This is a genomic window from Bradyrhizobium sp. STM 3562, from assembly GCF_045571435.1.
GTDB lineage: Bacteria > Pseudomonadota > Alphaproteobacteria > Rhizobiales > Xanthobacteraceae > Bradyrhizobium.
On sequence record NZ_CP120694.1, the window covers coordinates 6,278,216 to 6,296,858 of the forward strand.

Consider the following 18,643-nt stretch of genomic DNA (forward strand, 5'->3'; position numbering starts at 1 on the left):
ATGGCCGGGACAGGCCAGGCTCGTCCCGGCCATGACGCGGGTTGGCTGTTGGCTGGCTCATTGAGCGTCGTGATTTTGATCCGGCCTTCGCTGGGACGACCTGAGAGATGCCCGCCAGCTTACTTCCGTTCGCGGCGCCGCTGCTGGCCCAAGCCCATTTTCTTGGCGAGCTGCGAGCGGGCCACGGCATAGTTCGGCGCCACCATCGGATAGTCTGGCGGCAGGCCCCATTTATCGCGGTATTGTTCCGGGGTCATGTTGTATTGCGTGCGCAGATGCCGCCGGAGCGACTTGAACCGCTTGCCGTCCTCCAGACAGACCAGATAATCCGGGTGGATCGATTTCTTCACTGCGACCGCTGGCCTCGCCGGTTCGGGGGGCGTTTCGCTCCGGCCGCTGGAGACACGCAACAATGCCGCGTGGACCTGACTGATCAGGTTCGGGATTTCGGTGGCCGGCGTCGGGTTGTTGCTGAGATAGGCCGAGACGATGTTTGCGGTCAGGTCGATGAAGCTCTTGCCGGCGGCGTCTGTCATGAGGATGATACCTCTTGGAACCTCCGGTCGCGCGATCTCGCGACCAGGCGGTGTTCCCGCGAGCGTCAATACGCTGTTGGATTGGTTTTGATCTGGCGAATATGCGCGGAATACTGCAGCTCGACAAGAACAACCGAGCTCAATTCATCAGAATCGCCCTAAACCGAAGTACAGGCCAGACTATTCACGAACGCTGATCGAGATGCGCGCGCAACTCGTCGATCGATGCGAAGCGCATCAAGCCTTCGGGCATCTGCGCCTCGATGGAGCCATCGGAATAGAGCGAATAGGCCATCCCGTCGACGACCCCCGACTTGATCACCGTCACCGCCGGCTGCTCTTCGCCCTCTGACGGCTCGGCCGAACGCGCGGCTTCGGCGGTCTCCGGAGCGGGTTCGGCAGGCTGGGGAGGCACGCGCCCGGGTCGCCGCGGCACCGGTTCGAAGGCCCGCGGACGTTCCGCCCTCGGCCAGGCCATTCCGACATTTGGCGGGGCCGCCTCACTCGCCTCGGACGGAGGCGGCGGAGGTGCCGCGGACTCGCGCTCGCGATCCTTTCTCACGGTCGACGAAAACAACAGGTTGCGCCGACGCGGCGGCGCCGGTTCGGCTTCCTCGGGCGGTGGGACCGGAGCTTCCTGGCGCGCCCGGTCGCGCAAGGGACCCTGCTCGCGCCACGGCGGCGTGGCCGCGGAGAGGCTTGGGGCGGGCTCCGCCGCCGTGGGCGCGCCTCGATCGCGGAGGAACTGAAATTCCTCCTCGGCCGCCTCGGGAACGGCTGGCGGGCCGGCTGACGCCAGCACCGGCCGCGGACGCGCTTCCTCGGCCATGCGGGGACCGAGCCGGCCGGCAATGTTCCTCAGCTCCCGCACCACGACCGCCTGGGCGAGCACGATGATCCCGCTGCAAACGGCGACTGCTCCAGCCAAAATCAGCGTATTGCCGAAACTGAGTTCGAGCAGCAGCCCGTAGACGACCGCCACCAATCCGGCCAGGATGGCGCCGATTCCGGCGATCAAAAGAGCGATCATCATCGAATCATTCCCCCGGTCGCGCCCTTTGATCCGGCACGGGACCGTCCCGCCACGATACCGTCATATGGTTCCCAGGGCCAACCGCCAATTGCCGCGTCGGTTCCGAAAAAGAAAGGCGATCAGGAGCTTATTCACACTCCCTTCAGCTTCGGACGATTAACCATGGCCAAGCCTATCAAAGATTTGGGTTTGCTGCATCGCAGGGAAAATTAGTCACGATCGCCAATTACTTAACCCGGGGACTGCGCTATAGGGGTACCCGGGAATTGAGGCCCAAAGTGCCATCTGGGCCAGTGGGGACGCCGGGTTACCAATCATCATGTCTTCCATCACAACTTCGGCCATCGACACGCCCTGGCGGCGCTCGATGGAGCGGACTTGCGACGATCTCGCGTTGCTCCTGCTGGCCGCGGTCGGCTTGATCGCCGCGCTCACGTTCCGCGACTATGGGCTGGGCTGGGATGACTACACCCATGCCGAATATGCCGACCTCCTGCTGCGCATGTACGGTTCCGGCTTCAAGGACACGGGCGCGCTGTCGTTTGCCAACCTCTACATGTATGGCGGCGGTTTCGACATGGCGGCCGCCCTGCTGCACAAGATCATTCCGCTCGAACTGTTCGAGACCCGCCGCCTGCTGGGCGCTGTCGTCGGCGTGATCGGCCTTGCCGTGACCTGGCGGCTCGCGCGCCGTATCGGCGGCCCGCTCGCCGGACTTGCGGCGCTGCTCCTGCTCGCGCTCTGTCCCATCTATTACGGGCACATGTTCATGAACCCGAAGGATGCGCCATTCGCGGTGGCGATGGCGATCCTGATGATGGGCCTCGTGCGTCTGGCCGAGGAATATCCCTCGCCCTCGCCCCGAACCATCCTGATCGTGGGCCTCGGTGCGGGCCTGTCCATCGGTTCGCGCATCCTCGGGGGTCTCGCCCTCGTCTACGCCCTGATCGGTTTCCTGCCGCTGCTCGTCGACGAATTCCGCGCCCAAGGGGCACTCGCGGCGACCCGCCGCTTCTTCCACGTGGTCTATCTGCTGATCCCTGGCCTCGTGCTCGGCTACCTCGTCATGGGCCTGATCTGGCCCTGGTCGATCATCGAGCCCGGCAATCCCTTCCTGGCGCTGACCTACTTCTCGCATTTCTTCGAGAGGCCCTGGAAGGAGATGTTCGATGGCGCGCTGGTCTCCGTGCCCGACATGCCGTGGTCCTATTTGCCGACCCTGTTCGCGCTGCAGATGCCCGAGGTGCTCCTCGCGCTCTCGACCGGCGGAGTGATCGGCACCTGCGTCATGCTGACGCGGCGTGACGTCGCGGCGCGGCGCAAGACCATTCTGTTAATGCTGACCTTGGCGGCGACGCTGCCGATCGCGATCGCGATGGTGAAGCGCCCGGCGCTCTATAACGGCATCCGGCATTTCGTGTTCGTGATCCCGCCGATGACAGTGCTCGGCGGCGTCGCATTCGCCTGGTTGATGAAGTGGCTCGGAGAAAATCGCCGGAGCTGGCAACCCGTGCTGCTCGCCGCGTTCTGCTTCGGCCTGTTGCTGCCGCTCGGCGAGATGATCCGGCTGCACCCCTATCAGTACACCCATTTCAACTACATCGCCGGCACGGTCCGCGACGCCGACAGCCGCTTCATGCTCGATTATTGGGGCCTCGCCTTCAAGCAGGCCTCCGAAGAGCTGCGCCAGCAGCTTGAGGAGAAGCATGAGGCGCCGCCGGCGGGACGGAAATGGAGAATGGCGGTGTGCGGCCCGCAGCGGCCGGCCCAGGTGGCGCTTGGTCCCGACTTCACCATCGACTGGCGCAGCCAAGCTGCCGATTTCGCCATGACGCTCGGCGAGTTCTACTGCAAGGGCCTGAACGCACCCGTCATGGTGGAGATCAAGCGCGACGACGTGGTCTATGCGCGCGTCTATGATATCCGCGGCCGCAGCATCGCCACGCTGCTGTCGATCCCGCCTCCGTAGACCCCCGCGCGCTTCGCGGACTTCCGAGCATGACTGCTGCGCGCAAGCGCCGGCTTGCTGCGACACGTTCGCAGCATTACGCTCTCTGCGAGAGGAGCCGAGTTCGGAAGCCGAGTTTGAAGGAGAGGAAGATGTCGCCAGCGGAAGCGCGCCTGAAAGAAGTGCCGTCGGACATGACGGAAGCCGAGTGGAACCAGCGGGTCAACCTCGCGGCGTGCTATCGGCTGGTTGCGCTGTTCGGCTGGGACGATCTGATCGACACCCACATCTCGGCCCGCGTGCCCGGACCCGAGCATCATTTCCTCATCAACCCCTATGGCCTGCTGTTCGAGGAGATCACGGCGTCGAGCCTGGTGAAGGTCGATCTTCACGGCAACCAGCTCAGCAAGAGCGACTACAGCATCAACCCGGCCGGCTTCACCATTCACTCGGCGATCCACGAAGTGCGCGAGGACGCCATCTGCGTGCTCCATCTGCACACATTGGACGGGACGGCCGTCTCGAGCTGCACGGAAGGATTGTTGCCGCTGAACCAGACGGCGCAGCTCGTCACCCACGATCTCGCCTATCACGACTATGAAGGCATCGCGCTCGATCACGACGAGCGGCCGCGGCTGCAGCGGGATCTCGGCGATAAGAATCACATGCTGCTGCGCAATCACGGCACGCTGACGGTCGGACGCTCCGTGGCGTCCGCGTTCGAGCGCATGTATCATCTGGAGCGCGCCTGCTCGATGCAGGTGCGCACCCGAGTCCTGGGGCCGACCTATCCGGTGGATCAGACGGCGATCGACAAGAACACCGAGCTTGTGTCGAACCGCGACCGCGCCGAATTGCGCGCGACCAGGCTGGTCTGGCCGCCCCTGCTGCGCAAGCTCGACCGCATCGACCCGAGCTACAAGACTTAAGACCGCGAGCAGGCCGACAGCACGAAAGGTTGGAGACGTGACTATCCTGGTGACCGGCAGTTCCGGCCATCTCGGCGAAGCATTGGTGCGCACCCTGCAGGCGCAGGGGCGCGAGGTGCTCGGCATCGATATCCGCGCGAGCGCTTTCACGCACGAGGTCGGATCGATCACGGACCGCGACTTTGTCCGCCGCTGCATGAAGGGCGTCACGACGGTGCTGCATGCGGCGACCCTGCACAAACCGCACGTGGCGACGCATGGCCGGCAGAACTTTGTCGACGTCAACATCACCGGCACGCTGAACCTGCTGGAGGAAGCAGCCGGCGCGAAGGTCGGGGCCTTCATCTACACCTCGACCACCAGCGTGTTCGGCGATGCGCTGGTGCCGCCGGCCGACGAACCGGCCGCCTGGATCACCGAGGACGTCACCCCCGTGCCCAAGAACATCTATGGCGTGACCAAGGCGGCCGCCGAGGACCTGTGCCAGCTCTTCGCCCGCAATCATTCATTGCGGATCATCGTGCTGCGCACGTCGCGCTTTTTTCCCGAAGAGGATGATAACGCCGCCGTGCGCGCCGCCTTTGCCGACGCCAATGCCAAGGCCAACGAGTTTCTCTACCGGCGTGTCGACATTGAAGATGTGGTCGATGCGCATCTTTTGGCCGCCGCCCAGGCGTCAAGGATCGGTTTCGCCAAATACATCATCAGCGCCACCACGCCGTTCTCACGCGACGACGTCGTGGCGCTGCGCCATCAGGCGCCAGACGTGGTCCGCCGCCATGTGCCCGGCTATGAGCGGGAATATGCCCGCCGGGCCTGGAGCATGATTGCCGGCATCGATCGGGTCTACGTCAACGACAAGGCGCGCGCCGAGCTCGGCTGGCAGCCTCGCCACGACTTTCGCTCGCTCGTGACGCGCCTTGCGCAAGGCGGCGATATCTTGAGCCCGCTTGCGCGCGCGGTGGGCAGCAAGGGCTATCACGACCGTGCCTTCAGCGACGGCCCCTATCCGGTTGAATCGAGCCCGGCCTGAAGATGTGATGGACGAATCCGCGAAGATGCGGTAAGCATCGCCCACACACCCTCTACACGTCTTTGGAATGAAACGCCGTCCAATCCCGGGCGGCGTTTTTGCGTTTGCGCCGGATTGTAGCCGGATTGTAGGATGGGTAGAGCGCAGCGAAACCCATCAGCTCGGCGTCAAGAGCGTTCGCCAAACTCCCCACTCAGCTCTCCGGCATTCCCAGCCCAATCCTCTGGATACAGGCCCAGTGCCACCATTCGGCGAAACGACGAATAGGGCCAATCCCTGACCCGTGTCGCATGAACATGGTCAGGGAGCACGACGATTGCGTCGATCGTGAACGGATGACGTCCACGTATCTCGCGAACAGCGGAGCGCAACTCGTCGATGTGATGTGTGAGCAGCCGAAGCCGTCGATGCGCCAAATTGACGGTGAAGAAGAAGGCGCCGCCTGGCATAAAGTTGCGACGATAGCCGGTCATATCGGCACGCAGAGAGATGGTGGGTTTCGCTACGCTCTACCCATCCTACAATCCCTTTATTCCTCTTACGTCCGCGGCATCTCCGCCAACGCGGCGAGAATGCGCGCCCAGGAGCGGATGCCCTTGTGGAAGCTCTTCAGGTCGTATTTCTCGTTCGGCGAATGGATGTTGTCGTCGTCGAGACCGAAGCCGACCAGGAGCGAGTCGAGGCCGAGCGTCCTCTTGAAATCGGCGACGATCGGGATCGAGGCGCCTGAACCGATCAGTTGCGCCTCCCTGCCCCACTCGTCGGTCAGCGCTTTTTTGGCGGCGGCGAGCGGCTTCATGTTCCAGTCAAGCGCGATCGCCGGCGCGGCGGAATGATCTCCGAACTCGACCTTGCAATCCTTGGGCACGCGCGCGCTCACGTAGTCGCGGAAGGCTTTGCGGATTTTTCCCGGCTCCTGCCCCTCGACCAGACGGAACGAGACCTTGGCGGAGGCCTGCGCGGGGATCACGGTTTTCGAACCCTCGCCGATATAGCCGCCGACGATGCCGTTGACGTCGCAGGTCGGACGCGAGGAAATCTGCTCGATCAACAGGCGATCCTTTTCGCCGGCGGGAATCGACAGCCCGATCGGCTTGAGGAAGGTCTCCGGCGTCAGGTTGAGTTTCTTCCATTGATCGAGGATATCGGGCGGCAGGTCCCTCACGCCGTCATAGAAGCCGGGAATGGTGATGCGGCCGTCATCGTCGAACAAGGAGCCGAGAATGCGGGTCAGCACCCGGATCGGATTCTGCGCGCCGCCGCCGAAGACGCCCGAATGCAGGTCGCGATTGGCGGCCTTGATCTTGACCTCCTCGTAAAGCAGCCCGCGCAGCGAGGTGGTGATGGCCGGCGTGTTCGGGTCCCACATGCCGGTGTCGCAGACCAGCGCGAAATCGGCTTTCAGCTCGTCCTTATTGGCTTCCAGGAACGGCACGAAGTTCTTCGAGCCGACCTCCTCTTCACCTTCGATCAGGACGGTGATGTCGACCGGCAACGAGCCGGTCACCGATTTCCAGGCGCGGCAGGCCTCGACGAAGGTCATGAGCTGACCCTTGTCGTCCTCGGCGCCGCGCGCAACGATGATCTTGCGCCCGTCGGCGTGGTCGGTCACGACCGGCTCGAAAGGCGGCCGGTGCCACAGCTCGAGCGGATCGACCGGCTGCACGTCGTAATGGCCGTAGAACAGCACATGCGGGCGCGAGCTGCCGCCGCCATTGCTGCTCTTGCCCACGATCGCCGGATGGCCGGCGGTCGGCCGCACCTCGGTGGCAAAGCCGATGCTCGCGATGTCCTTGGCGAGATGCTCGGCCGCCCTCTTGCAGTCCTCCGCAAAGGCGGGGTCGGCCGAAATCGATTTGATCCGCAACAGCGCAAACAGCCGTTCAAGGCTGTTGTCGAAATCGGCCTCGATGCGATCGAGGACTGAGTTGAGCTGCGACGCGTTGGACATCCGTTGTTCCTTTGCTAGCTGCCTTCCGGCTTCGCTTTTAGCGCCGCTTGCGCCTTCGAGCCAGCCGCCTCCTTCTTCAGCGGGTGCAGGATATGCCAGACCAGGCCCGCGGCGATCACGGCAGTCGCCGCGAGATTGTTGCCATAGGCCTGCAAATCCTTCGGGAAAATCGGGAACGACAGGAACATCAGCGCGCCCGCCACCGCAAGCGTCAGCCAGCTCCAGAGCCGAACCCTGGGCCTCGGATCATAGGCGCCGCGATGCATCAGGATCGTGATCGGGAGAAACAGCCACATAAAATAGTATTGCCGAGCCAAGGGGGATGCGACTGTCATCAGGCAAAACAGGATGCCCAGTTCTTCCGCATCCGATCGTTCGGTCCTTCGCGAGGCCGGCGGCATCACCGCGATGAAGCCAAGCCCGACCAAGACCGAGACCGCGAGCACCACGAGGTTCGCCGCCTTGAACGAGAGATCGACCACGTTCATGGTGCGGACGGGCTTGCCAGGATCGTCCTGGTTGTAATTGATCGGACGCGTCAAGCGGTGAGTCACCGCAATGATCGATTGATTGACCCACGACCAGTTCTGCTCGTCACGCTGGCCAAAGCCCTTCTCCGAGCTCGACCCGACCATGCCCTGATACCAGGTCTTCAGCTCCGCGATGTTGTGCTGGAAGCCGCGCACCGGCGCCGGCACCACGAACAGGAACACGAGCAGAAAAACCAGCATGCTTGCGAGCGACGTCCACTGCCGACGCCAGACGAGATAGGGAAACACCGCGATCGGGAACACCTTGAGCGCGGTGGCGAGCGCGAACATGCTTCCCGCCATCCAGGGACGCTGATGCTGCAGCGACCAGAAGCCGTACATCATCATCGCCAGCAGCACGAGATTGGGCTGGCCGAGATCGAACATGTCGAACACGAAGCCGATGGTGACGAAGCCGGAGAAGAAATACAGCCACTGCCCGGGCACCCTGCCCGATCCGGCCATGGCGTGAGAGAGCTGGGCCGTCACCCACCACGCCCCCGCATTGAGGAGCGACAGGCAGATGTAAAGCGGGATCTTGCCGAACCAGGCGGGGACCGCCAGCAGCACCGCCGACAACGGCGGATAGATGAAATCGAAAATCGCGTTGGGATCGTTCGGATAGAGAGGCTTGCCCTGCAGCACCTGCTGGCCGGCCCAATACCAGAGCGGATAGTCCTTTGTCTTGCCGAGCGTGCCCCAGATTTCCGGCACCAGGACATCGGCCGTGAGCACGAGACAGCAGAACAGGAACAGGATATCGACCGGGCTCCGCAGCGACGGAAGTCTCGGCAGGCTCGCTTTTTCTGAGGTCACGCGACTTTGACCCGGAACTTGGAGATCATCGCCGCAACAATCCCCCGAGCACGCCGCGCACCACCGCGCGGCCGACCGAGCCGCCAATCGAGCCCGCGACCGATTTACCGATGTTGGCGGCCATGCCGCCGACCACCTGATCCGTCACCGAGCGCGTCACCTTGCGCGCGATCAACTGCCCGGTCGATAGCCGCCCGCGCCTGACGTTGGTGCCGAAAATACTGCTCACGAGCGAACCGATCTCTCCCCATACGCTGCCGCCGGATCCGTCCGCGGTGGCCGCGCTGTCTACGATGCGCTTCTGCAATATCTCGTAAGCGGACTCGGAGTCGATGGCGGTGTCGTATTTTCCCTTCACCGGGCTTGCATCCATGATCGCCTTGCGCTCCTCCGGCGTGACCGGTCCGATGCGCGCCGATGGCGGCCGGATCAAGGCGCGCTCGACCATCGCCGGCACGCCATTGCCTTCGAGGAAGGACACCAGCGCTTCGCCCTTGCCGAGTTCCATGATGACCTTGGCGGTGTCCAGCTTGGGATTGGGCCGGAACGTCTGCGCCGCGGCCGCCACCGCCTTCTGATCGCGCGGGGTGTAGGCCCGCAGCGCATGCTGTACGCGGTTGCCGAGCTGACCGAGCACCCGATCCGGCACGTCGATCGGATTTTGGGTGACGAAATAAACGCCGACGCCCTTGGAGCGGATCAACCGCACCACCTGCTCGATCTTCTCCATCAGCACCTTGGGTGCATCGTTGAAGAGAAGATGTGCCTCGTCGAAGAAGAACACGAGCTTCGGCTTCTCGGGGTCGCCGACCTCCGGCAACTGCTCGAACAGCTCCGACAGCATCCACAAGAGGAACGTGGCATAAAGCCGCGGATTCTGCATCAGCTTGTCGGCGACGAGGATGTTGATCATGCCGCGACCGTCGCGATCGGTACGCATGAAATCCTGCAGCGACAGCGCCGGCTCACCAAAGAATTTCGTGCCGCCCTGGTTCTCCAGCACCAGAAGCTGGCGTTGAATCGTTCCAACCGTGGCTCGCGTCACATTGCCGAATGCCAGCGCGGCTTTGCGGATGCTCGCCAGCGGATCGTCCTCGCCGTCGGCGCCTTTCTTGCTCGGATCGGGGACGATCGCATCCAGGAGTGCTCGCAGATCCTTCATGTCGAGGAGCGGAAGCCCGTTCTCATCGGCCACGCGAAACGCGACATTCAGCACGCCCTCCTGCACGTCGTTGAGATCGAGCATGCGTGACAGGAGAAGCGGCCCCATCTCGGTGACGGTGGCGCGAACAGGATGGCCCTGCTCGCCGAAAACATCCCAGAATATCGTGGAAAACTGATCGGGCTGATACGTCAGCCCGATCTCGGTAGCCCGCTTGGCGATAAAATCCTTCGGCTGCCCGACTTCGGAAATGCCGGAGAGGTCGCCTTTGATATCGGCCGCGAAAACGGGAACGCCGGCACGCGCAAACCCCTCCGCCATGACCTGCAATGTCACGGTCTTTCCGGTTCCCGTGGCGCCGGTCACAAGCCCGTGGCGGTTTGCAAGTGCGAGCGTGAGGAAGGCGGGCTCTTCGCCCTTGCCGACGAATATCTTCGTCTCGCTATCGCCGAGCTTGTCGTCGGAAGTCGCCATCGTTCTTTGGTCTCGCAACTGCATCCCACTCTTTAACTCGCATCATACTGCATCTTGCAAGTCGATTTAAGCCGGTCAACCGACCCTTCGCGGGAGCAAAAGGCTGTCAAACGCAGGCGATATGCCTCGATCCGTGCTTTCAGCCAATTGCAAGAGCAAGGCAAGCGTTCCTCGCCTGACGATTTCCTTTGAATCTCACACCTGCTCTTGCACGCCTGCAACACTCGCGCCGCGATTGAAGACGAATCGCGCATTGCAACGCGGTGATCGCTTGTATTTCGCCGTTCGCAAGCTCAAAATGATTTCCCAAGATAAAAGGAGCCGGTGCACAACCGGTTGAGGCGGGGCAATATGGACGAATTGGTTGGCGAGCTGGTGAGCAAGGCCGGCATCGACCGGTCTATCGCTGAAAGAACCATTGGTATCATCCTCGGGTTCCTGCGCAGCGAAGGTCCTTCCGATAAGGTTCAGGTTCTTATCGACAAGATTCCAGGCGCGGAGGCGGCGATTGCTGCATCAAGCAGCGGCGGTCTCTCGAGATTGATGGGCGGCGGCCTTGTGGCCGTCGGTACCAAGCTCATGGGCCTGGGTCTTGGCATGGTGGAAATTCAAAACGTCGCGCGTGAACTGCTGCGGTTCGGCCGCGACAAACTCGGAGCGGATCAGATGGGCGAGATCATCGCCGAGACGCCGGGACTGAGCCAATTCGCCTAGATCACACTTTTACATTTATTGCCATGACATATCCTCTCTTCGATCTGGAGGGCATGACAGCCTTCTCCGCTCAAAAGCTCAAATCGCATGGTATTCGCACCACCGAAGCATTGCTCGAGGCCGCCGGCACCGTGAAGGGACGCAAGTCGCTGGCCGCAAAGACCGGCATCAGCGAGCAGCAATTGCTGGAATGGGCGAATGTCGCCGATTACATGCGGATTCCCGGAATGGGCAAGGCCAAGGTTGGGCTGGTCCGCGCCGCCGGCGCCACCACGGTGCGCGAGCTTGCCCATCGCAATCCGACGCGGCTTGCGCAGAACATGAAGGAAGTGAACACCAAGCGCAAACTGGTCCGCGTTCTCCCTTCGGAAAAATCGGTCGAGCAGCTCATCGCGCAGGCACGCAAACTGCAACCCAAGATCACCTACTGATAGCTGCCTAATCCCCGCTAAAAAGACCTGCTGCCCGCGGCGACGGTTTCAGGACCTTATCATTTGTTATTGACGCGCAGGCCGCGGTCGCCGGCCGCTTGACTTGGGAGCGGCAACCGCGCAAAGCCACCGCATGAGCGCGATCCCGTCCAGACCTGCCGAAGCGGCTGTCGCCGGGCAGCATCCGCTTGTGCGGAAGCTGCTGTCAAAGCCCTATCCGGCCGTGATGGGCGTCTTGAACGTGACGCCGGATTCCTTCTCCGACGGCGGACAATTCTTCAGGCCCGAGCGGGCGCTCGCGCATGCACAACGCCTGATTGCCGAAGGCGCCGACATTCTCGACATCGGCGCGGAATCCACCAGGCCCTATGGCGGCGCCCAGCCGGTCACGGCGGAGGTGGAGATCGCGCGTCTCGAACCCGTGCTGCGCGAGATCGTTGCCCTCGGCGTTCCCGTCTCGATCGACAGCATGAAATCGGCAGTGGTTGCGTTTGCGCTGGATGCAGGCGTCGCGATCGCCAATGATGTCTGGGGCCTGCAGCGGGACAGCGGCATGGCCGAGCTGGTGGCCGCGCGCAATGTACCTGTCATTGTCATGCACAACCGCGACAAGGCCGATCCGACGATCGATATCATGAAAGATATCTCGGCCTTCTTTGCGCGCTCGCTGGAGATCGCGGCCAAGGCCGGCATTGCCCGCGGGAACATCGTGCTTGATCCCGGCATCGGCTTCGGCAAGACGCAGGAGCAGAGCATGACCGCGCTGGCGCGGCTTGAGGAATTGCAGAGCTTCGGCCTGCCGATCCTGGTCGGTGCCTCGCGCAAGCGCTTTATCGCCACCGTCGGGCCGGCCGAACCGGAAGAGCGGCTTGGCGGCTCGATCGCAGCGCATCTTATCGCCGCCCAGCGCGGTGCCGGCATCATTCGCGCCCATGACGTCGCGGAGACGGTGCAGGCGCTGCGTATCGCGGCGGCGGTCGAGGAGAAGCGATGACAGATACCATTTTCATCAAGGGCGTCGTCGTGCATGCCCGTCACGGCGTCATGAAGCATGAGACCGAGGTCGGGCAACGCTTTGTCATCGACCTCGAGCTTTTCGCCGATCTCTCGGAATCCTCGCGCACCGACCGGCTCGCCGATACCGTGTCCTATTCCAGCGTGGTGGAGACCGCAACCGAGGCCTTCAGAAACACCAACTACAAGCTCCTGGAGCGCGCAGCCGGCGCCGTGATCGACGCGATCCTGGCCGCGTTTCCCAGGGTGCGCGGCGTCAAGATCACCGTGCACAAGCCGCATGCGCCCATTGCCGAGATTTTCGAAGATGTCGGCGTGGTGCTCACGCGCACCCGGCATGCACATGGCTAGCGCGATCATCGCGCTGGGCGGAAATGTCGGCGACGTCCGTGCGACGTTCAGGCAGGCGATCGTGGACATCTGCAGCCTTGCGCAGGGGCGCCTGGTGGCGCGCTCCTCCGATTATGCCACGCCGCCCTGGGGCGACGAGCAGCAAGCGCGCTTCGTCAACGCCTGCATCGAAATCGAGACCAGCCTCGATCCACACGCCCTGCTCGCAATCCTGCAAAGGGTCGAGCGCAAATTCGGCCGCGACCGCAGCAAGCAGCGGCGCTGGGGACCGCGTACGCTCGATCTCGACCTGATCGCGTATGACGACGTTTCGCTGCAAACGGCGGAACTGACGCTTCCGCATCCGAGGGTCCTCGAGCGCGCTTTCGTGCTGGTCCCGCTCGCCGAGATCGCTCCTGACCGCCAAATCGGCGGACGCGCGGTCAAGGCCGCGCTGGCAGAGTTGTCGACCGAGGGCATCGAACGGCTTCCAGCGATGGATTGACCCCCAAAACAACCGTTTGGCTTGGCCGTCCGGCCGTGGCAATTTCCGGCCCAAGCCCTAGAAATTGCGCCGGGAGCAAACCACCGCATGACTACCGACCTGCCATTGGCTTCCGATTTTCCGCAAGCCACCTATGAGGACTGGCGCAAGCTGGTGGATGGCGTGCTCAAGGGCGCCTCGTTCGAGAAGCTGATCAGCAAGACCTATGACGGCTTGACGATCGAGCCAATCTACACGCGGGCGAAGAACGCCACGCTCGTTACCGCGCGGCCCGCGGCCATGCCCTGGCAGATCATGCAGCGGATCGATCATCCCGATCCCGTCAAGGCCAACAAGATTGCCCTGCACGAGCTCGAGAACGGCGCGACCGGCCTCGAGATCGAGTTCGCCGGCGGCGCGGGCGCGCGTGGCTTCGGCGTGATCGACGCCGGGCCGGAGACGCTGCAAAAGCTCTTCGACGGCATTGTCCTCGATGCCGGGATTTCGATTGCGCTCAACCCCGTACTGGCCCGGGAAAATGCCGGCGAAAATCTCGCCGCGCTGATCGAAGCAAAAGGCATTGATCCGGCGAGGCTCGATCTGCGCTTCAACTATCAGGCGCTGTCGACCATGGCGGTGCGGGGAGCCGCGCCGTCTGGCTGGCGCGAGATGCAGCCGCCATTTGCGAAGGTGGTCGCGGGATTGATGAGGCGCGGTTTCAAGGGGCCGTTCGTGCTCGCCGATGGCCGCCCGATCCATGATGCCGGCGGATCGGAAGTGCAGGAACTCGCTTTCGCGCTGTCGCTTGCGGTCGCCTATTTGCGCATGCTCGAGGCCGGCGGCGTCGAGCTCGATACGGCACGCGAGGGGCTGTCGTTCCGCCTGGTGGCGGACGCCGATCAGTTCCTGACCATGGCCAAGTTCCGCGCGCTTCGCCTGCTCTGGGCCCGCGTCGAACAGGCGTGCGGCCTTGCACCCAAGCCTGCCTTTGTCGCCGCGGAGACGGCGTGGCGGATGCTGACCCAGCGCGATCCCTACGTGAACATGCTGCGCGCCACCATGGCAACGTTCGCAGCCGGTCTTGCCGGTGCCAACGCCATCACGGTGCTGCCGCACACGCTGGCGCTCGGCCTGCCCGATGCCTTCGCGCGGCGCGTCGCGCGCAACACGCAGCTCATCCTCCTTGAGGAATCCAACCTGGCGAAGGTATCGGATCCCGCCGCCGGCTCCGGCGGCATCGAGATGCTGACGCAACAGCTTTGCGCGGCGGCCTGGGCCCTGTTCCAGGAGATTGAAGCCGCCGGCGGCATTTTTGCCGCCCTTCAACAAGGCCTGATCCAGGGCAAGGTGGCGGCGACGCGCAGCGCGCGCGAGGCCAGCATCGCCCGCCGGAGGGATGTTCTCACCGGCGCCAGCGAATTTCCCAACCTGCGGGAGGCGCAGGTCGCGGTGGAGGACGTGAAGCCGGTGACGCTTGCGGCCACAAGCGACGCCATCACCTTTGCACCCCAGACCTTTGCACCGTTGGCCCCGATCCGGCTCGCGCGGCCGTTCGAGGCGCTGCGCGACCATTCCGACGATATTCTCAGCAGGACCGGCAAACGGCCGGGTGTGTTTCTCGCCAATCTGGGCCGCCCGTCCGATTTCACCGCGCGCGCAACCTTTGCAAAGAGCTTTTTCGAGAGCGGCGGCATCGAGGCCATCGACAGCGAGGGCTTTTCCGACACCTCCTCCCTTGCCGCCGCCTATAAGGCCTCGGGGGCGGACCTCGCCTGCCTCTGCTCCTCGGACAAGGTCTATGCCGAGCGGGCGGCGGATGCGGCCCGGGCCCTGCAAATCGCGGGCGCCAAACATATCTATCTGGCAGGTCGCGTGCCCGAGCAGGAAGCTTCGTTGAAGACGGCCGGCGTCGACAGCTTCATCTTTGCCGGCGGCGATGCGCTCGCGGTGCTGCAGGACGCTTACCGGCGAATGGAGCAACCATGACGGCCGACACAAAACTTTTGCTTACCGGCGGTTGCCAATGCGGTGCCATCCGCTTCGCAGTGAAGACCGCGCCGCTCAAGATCAGCATCTGTCATTGCCGGATGTGCCAGAAAGCCTCCGGCGCGCCGTTCGCGTCCTTCGCCGATATCCAGAAAGAGGATTTCGCCTGGACCCGCGGCCAGCCGGCGTCCTTCCGCTCCTCCTCGATCGCGGAGCGCGACTTCTGCGCCCAATGCGGCACGCCGTTGAGTTTCCGCCGCATCGACGGGGACCGCATCGAGATCATGACCGGCGCATTCGACCGGCCCGATCGCGTGGTCCCGACCCGACAATACGGCACCGAATCCCGCCTCGGCTGGGTGGTCGGGATCGCCAACCTTCCGAGCCACACCACGCTAGAGAGTTACGGCGCGGAGAAGCTTGGCAGCATCGTCAGCTACCAGCATCCGGACCATGATTGAGATGACGAGCTGTGTTAGGATCGTTCCATGAGCCGCATCCCGAACTTTGCTAGCGTCGCCTTCGAAAAAGCACCCGCCCCTCAAGCCGCCGGCAATGCCGAGCCTTGGCTCACGCCCGAGGGGATTCCGGTCCAGGCTGCCTATCGCGAAGGCGATCTTGCCGGCATCGATTTCCTCGAGACCTGGCCCGGCATCGCGCCATACCTGCGCGGTCCCTACCCCACGATGTATGTCAACCAGCCCTGGACCATCAGGCAATATGCCGGCTTCTCCACGGCGGAGGATTCCAACGCCTTCTATCGCCGCAACCTCGCGGCCGGGCAAAAAGGCCTGTCCGTCGCCTTCGATCTCGCCACCCATCGCGGCTATGACAGCGATCATCCGCGCGTCTCCGGCGACGTCGGCATGGCCGGTGTGGCGATCGATTCCATCTACGACATGCGCACGCTGTTTGCCGGCATCCCGCTCGACCAGATGAGCGTGTCGATGACCATGAACGGCGCAGTGCTGCCGATCCTGGCCCTGTTCGTGGTGGCGGCCGAGGAACAGGGCGTGCCGCCGGAGAAACTGTCGGGCACCATTCAGAACGACATCTTAAAAGAGTTCATGGTGCGCAACACCTACATCTATCCGCCGAGCCCATCGATGCGGATCATCTCCGACATCTTCGCCTTCACCTCGCAGCGGATGCCGAAGTTCAATTCGATCTCGATCTCCGGCTATCACATGCAGGAGGCCGGCGCGACGCAGGATCTCGAGCTTGCTTATACGCTCGCCGACGGCGTGGAGTATCTTCGCGCCGGGCTCGCTGCCGGCCTCGATGTCGACCGCTTCGCGCCGCGGCTGTCGTTCTTCTGGGCGATCGGCATGAACTTCTTCATGGAAGTTGCCAAGATGCGCGCCGCCCGCCTGCTGTGGGCGAAGCTGCTCAAGCCCTTCAATCCGAAGGATCCGCGCTCGCTCTCGCTGCGTACCCATTGCCAGACCTCGGGCTGGTCGCTGACCGCGCAGGACGTGTTCAACAACGTGATGCGCACCACCATCGAGGCGATGGCCGCAACCCAGGGCCACACCCAGTCGCTGCACACCAACGCGCTGGATGAGGCCCTGGCACTGCCAAGCGATTTCTCCGCGCGCATTGCCCGCAACACGCAGCTCTTCCTGCAGCAGGAGAGCGGCATCAACCGGATCATCGATCCCTGGGGCGGCTCCTATTATGTCGAGCGGCTGACGCACGATCTGGCGCTCAAGGCCTGGGATCACATCCAGGAGGTCGAAGCGCTCGGCGGCATGGCAAAAGCAATTGAGGCCGGCCTGCCCAAGCTTCGCATCGAGGAAGCCTCCGCCAAGACGCAGGCGCGGATCGACGCCGGCAAGCAGGCCGTGATCGGCGTCAACAAATATAGGCCCATCGACGAGGCGCCCATCGACATTCTCAAGGTCGACAATTCCAACGTCCGCCGCCTGCAGATCGACAAACTCAAGCGGCTGCGTGCCGAGCGTAACCAGAAGGATGTCGATAGCGCGCTCGCGGCGCTGACGCGCGGGGCTGAGGGCAAGGGCAACCTGCTGGCGCTCGCCATCGACGCGGCGCGCGCCAAGGCCACGGTTGGCGAGATCTCCGACGCCATGGAAAAGGTGTTCGGCCGCCACCGTGCCGAGATCAAATCCATCACCGGCGTCTACAAGCGCGAGGCCTCCAGCATGTCGAACCGGGTCGCAAAGGTGCAGGCGCTGATCGAGGCCTTTGAGGAGGCGGAAGGGCGCAGGCCCCGTATCCTGGTCGCCAAGATCGGCCAGGATGGCCATGACCGCGGCCAGAAGGTGATTGCGTCGGCCTTTGCCGATATCGGCTTCGACGTCGATATCGGGCCGTTGTTTGCCACCGCCGAGGAGGCCGCGCGCCAGGCCGTCGAGAACGACGTCCACATTCTCGGCGTGTCCTCGCTCGCGGCCGCCCACCTCACCGCCGTCCCCGAACTGAAGGCCGCGCTGAAGAAACAGGGCCGCGACGACATCATGATCATCGTCGGGGGCGTGGTGCCGCCGCAGGACTACGATGCGCTGTACAAGGCCGGCGCGGAGGCGATCTATCCGCCGGGCACCGTGATCGCGGATGCCGCCGAGGAGCTGATCCACAAGCTCAATGCGCGGCTCGGCCATAGCGAGGCGGCGGAGTAGCTGCTAAGCTTAGCGGATCGTGAACCGAGGCGATCATGACACGTGACGAGATCATCACGGCGATACGGAAGAACGCTGAAGCGCTCAAGGCGGAGGGCGTGGCCAAGCTCGCCATTTTCGGATCTCGCGCGCGCGGTGATGACCGTCCGGAAAGCGATATCGATGTCCTGATTGAGGTTGAGCCCGACGCGTCATTCTCTCTCCTAAACCTCATTGGTGTTCAGCACATCATTGAAGATGCTACAGGGCTGGACGCACAGGCGACAATGCGACGATCGCTCTCTCCCAGCTTTGCGGAGCGGATCGCGAACGACATCGTCGAAGTCTTCTGACGTGCGGCCGGCACTTACCGATCGCCTTGATCATATTGCTGTCGCGATTGGCCGAATTCGGAAGATCGTGGCCGGCCACACGCGCGAGAGCTTTTCCGAAGACATTGTGATCGGGTTGGCGGTAGAGCGGTTGCTCGAAATCATCAGCGAGGCATCTCGCTTCATTCCGCCGGAATTGAAGGCCAAAGAGCCGAACATCAATTGGAGGCGATTGGCTGACCTCGGAAATTGGCTACGCCATGCCTACCATCGAGTTGATGCAGGCCTGCTATGGAGCATGGTGGAGGCGATCTCGAGC

General features: G+C 63.3%; 18 protein-coding genes and 1 pseudogene. 13 read left to right on the plus strand and 6 right to left on the minus strand.

The features are described 5' to 3' along the window. Nucleotides 1-119: 119 nt before the first annotated feature. Nucleotides 120-536, minus strand: coding sequence for a MucR family transcriptional regulator (locus tag P6U23_RS28980; protein ID WP_407175811.1), 417 nt, complete (start codon nt 534-536; stop codon nt 120-122). Between the two features lie 184 nt (nt 537-720). After that, complete coding sequence (locus P6U23_RS28985; RefSeq protein WP_407175812.1) at nt 721-1,569, minus strand: DUF308 domain-containing protein; 849 nt, start codon at nt 1,567-1,569, stop codon at nt 721-723. A 319-nt stretch (nt 1,570-1,888) separates the two neighbouring features. Between P6U23_RS28985 and P6U23_RS28990 the strand changes: the two genes are divergently transcribed. The 3 genes from P6U23_RS28990 (at nt 1,889) to P6U23_RS29000 (ending at nt 5,479) form a co-directional block, all read left to right on the plus strand. After that, complete coding sequence (locus P6U23_RS28990; protein WP_407175813.1) at nt 1,889-3,538, plus strand: glycosyltransferase family 39 protein; 1,650 nt, start codon at nt 1,889-1,891, stop codon at nt 3,536-3,538. A 131-nt stretch (nt 3,539-3,669) separates the two neighbouring features. Further along, nucleotides 3,670-4,446, plus strand: a complete 777-nt coding sequence (locus P6U23_RS28995) for a class II aldolase/adducin family protein (RefSeq protein ID WP_407175814.1) — start codon at nt 3,670-3,672, stop codon at nt 4,444-4,446. Nucleotides 4,447-4,483: 37 nt separating this feature from the next. After that, nucleotides 4,484-5,479: an NAD-dependent epimerase/dehydratase family protein gene (locus P6U23_RS29000; protein ID WP_407175815.1), complete on the plus strand. Its 996-nt coding sequence runs from the start codon at nt 4,484-4,486 to the stop codon at nt 5,477-5,479. 167 nt (nt 5,480-5,646) lie between these two features. Here P6U23_RS29000 and P6U23_RS29005 read toward each other — a convergent pair whose 3' ends face one another. From P6U23_RS29005 to P6U23_RS29020, 4 genes are all read right to left on the minus strand, one after another. Next, the gene (locus tag P6U23_RS29005; protein WP_407175816.1) at nt 5,647-5,952 is read right to left on the minus strand and encodes a hypothetical protein; all 306 of its coding nucleotides are present in this window, start codon (nt 5,950-5,952) and stop codon (nt 5,647-5,649) included. Between the two features lie 65 nt (nt 5,953-6,017). Then, entirely contained in the window at nt 6,018-7,430 is a 1,413-nt protein-coding gene (locus tag P6U23_RS29010) for a M20/M25/M40 family metallo-hydrolase (protein ID WP_407175817.1), read from the minus strand. Between the two features lie 14 nt (nt 7,431-7,444). Then, nucleotides 7,445-8,776 carry a glycosyltransferase family 87 protein gene (locus P6U23_RS29015; protein WP_407175818.1) on the minus strand — a complete coding sequence of 444 codons (1,332 nt, stop codon included), beginning with the start codon at nt 8,774-8,776 and terminating at the stop codon, nt 7,445-7,447. Between the two features lie 25 nt (nt 8,777-8,801). Then, the gene (locus P6U23_RS29020; protein WP_407175819.1) at nt 8,802-10,412 is read right to left on the minus strand and encodes a helicase HerA-like domain-containing protein; all 1,611 of its coding nucleotides are present in this window, start codon (nt 10,410-10,412) and stop codon (nt 8,802-8,804) included. A 351-nt stretch (nt 10,413-10,763) separates the two neighbouring features. Here P6U23_RS29020 and P6U23_RS29025 point away from each other — a divergent pair, with 351 nt between their 5' ends. From P6U23_RS29025 to P6U23_RS29070, 10 genes and pseudogenes are all read left to right on the plus strand, one after another. Beyond that, nucleotides 10,764-11,126: a DUF2267 domain-containing protein gene (locus tag P6U23_RS29025; RefSeq protein WP_407175820.1), complete on the plus strand. Its 363-nt coding sequence runs from the start codon at nt 10,764-10,766 to the stop codon at nt 11,124-11,126. A 23-nt stretch (nt 11,127-11,149) separates the two neighbouring features. After that, nucleotides 11,150-11,557, plus strand: a complete 408-nt coding sequence (locus P6U23_RS29030; RefSeq protein WP_407175821.1) for a DUF4332 domain-containing protein — start codon at nt 11,150-11,152, stop codon at nt 11,555-11,557. 133 nt (nt 11,558-11,690) lie between these two features. After that, nucleotides 11,691-12,551, plus strand: a complete 861-nt coding sequence (folP, locus tag P6U23_RS29035) for a dihydropteroate synthase (RefSeq protein ID WP_407175822.1) — start codon at nt 11,691-11,693, stop codon at nt 12,549-12,551. Further along, on the plus strand, nt 12,548-12,922 hold the full coding sequence (gene folB, locus P6U23_RS29040) for a dihydroneopterin aldolase (RefSeq protein ID WP_407175823.1): 375 nt from the start codon (nt 12,548-12,550) through the stop codon (nt 12,920-12,922). Before folP ends, folB begins: the two co-directional genes overlap by 4 nt. Then, complete coding sequence (folK, locus tag P6U23_RS29045; RefSeq protein WP_407175824.1) at nt 12,915-13,406, plus strand: 2-amino-4-hydroxy-6-hydroxymethyldihydropteridine diphosphokinase; 492 nt, start codon at nt 12,915-12,917, stop codon at nt 13,404-13,406. The genes folB and folK overlap by 8 nt, the downstream gene beginning before the upstream one ends. Before the next feature lie 87 nt (nt 13,407-13,493). Next, nucleotides 13,494-15,371 (plus strand): methylmalonyl-CoA mutase family protein, encoded by a 1,878-nt coding sequence (locus P6U23_RS29050; RefSeq protein ID WP_407175825.1) that lies wholly within the window; start codon nt 13,494-13,496, stop codon nt 15,369-15,371. Next, entirely contained in the window at nt 15,368-15,832 is a 465-nt protein-coding gene (locus P6U23_RS29055) for a GFA family protein (RefSeq protein ID WP_407175826.1), read from the plus strand. Before P6U23_RS29050 ends, P6U23_RS29055 begins: the two co-directional genes overlap by 4 nt. A gap of 27 nt (nt 15,833-15,859) precedes the next feature. Beyond that, the gene (scpA, locus tag P6U23_RS29060) at nt 15,860-18,013 is read left to right on the plus strand and encodes a methylmalonyl-CoA mutase (RefSeq protein WP_407175827.1); all 2,154 of its coding nucleotides are present in this window, start codon (nt 15,860-15,862) and stop codon (nt 18,011-18,013) included. Nucleotides 18,014-18,111: 98 nt separating this feature from the next. After that, nucleotides 18,112-18,345: a nucleotidyltransferase family protein gene (locus P6U23_RS29065; protein WP_407175828.1), complete on the plus strand. Its 234-nt coding sequence runs from the start codon at nt 18,112-18,114 to the stop codon at nt 18,343-18,345. Continuing rightward, nucleotides 18,251-18,574 (plus strand): annotated as a pseudogene (locus tag P6U23_RS29070) (DUF86 domain-containing protein); the annotation flags it as partial. The gene P6U23_RS29065 and the pseudogene P6U23_RS29070, both read left to right, overlap by 95 nt. Nucleotides 18,575-18,643: the final 69 nt, after the last annotated feature.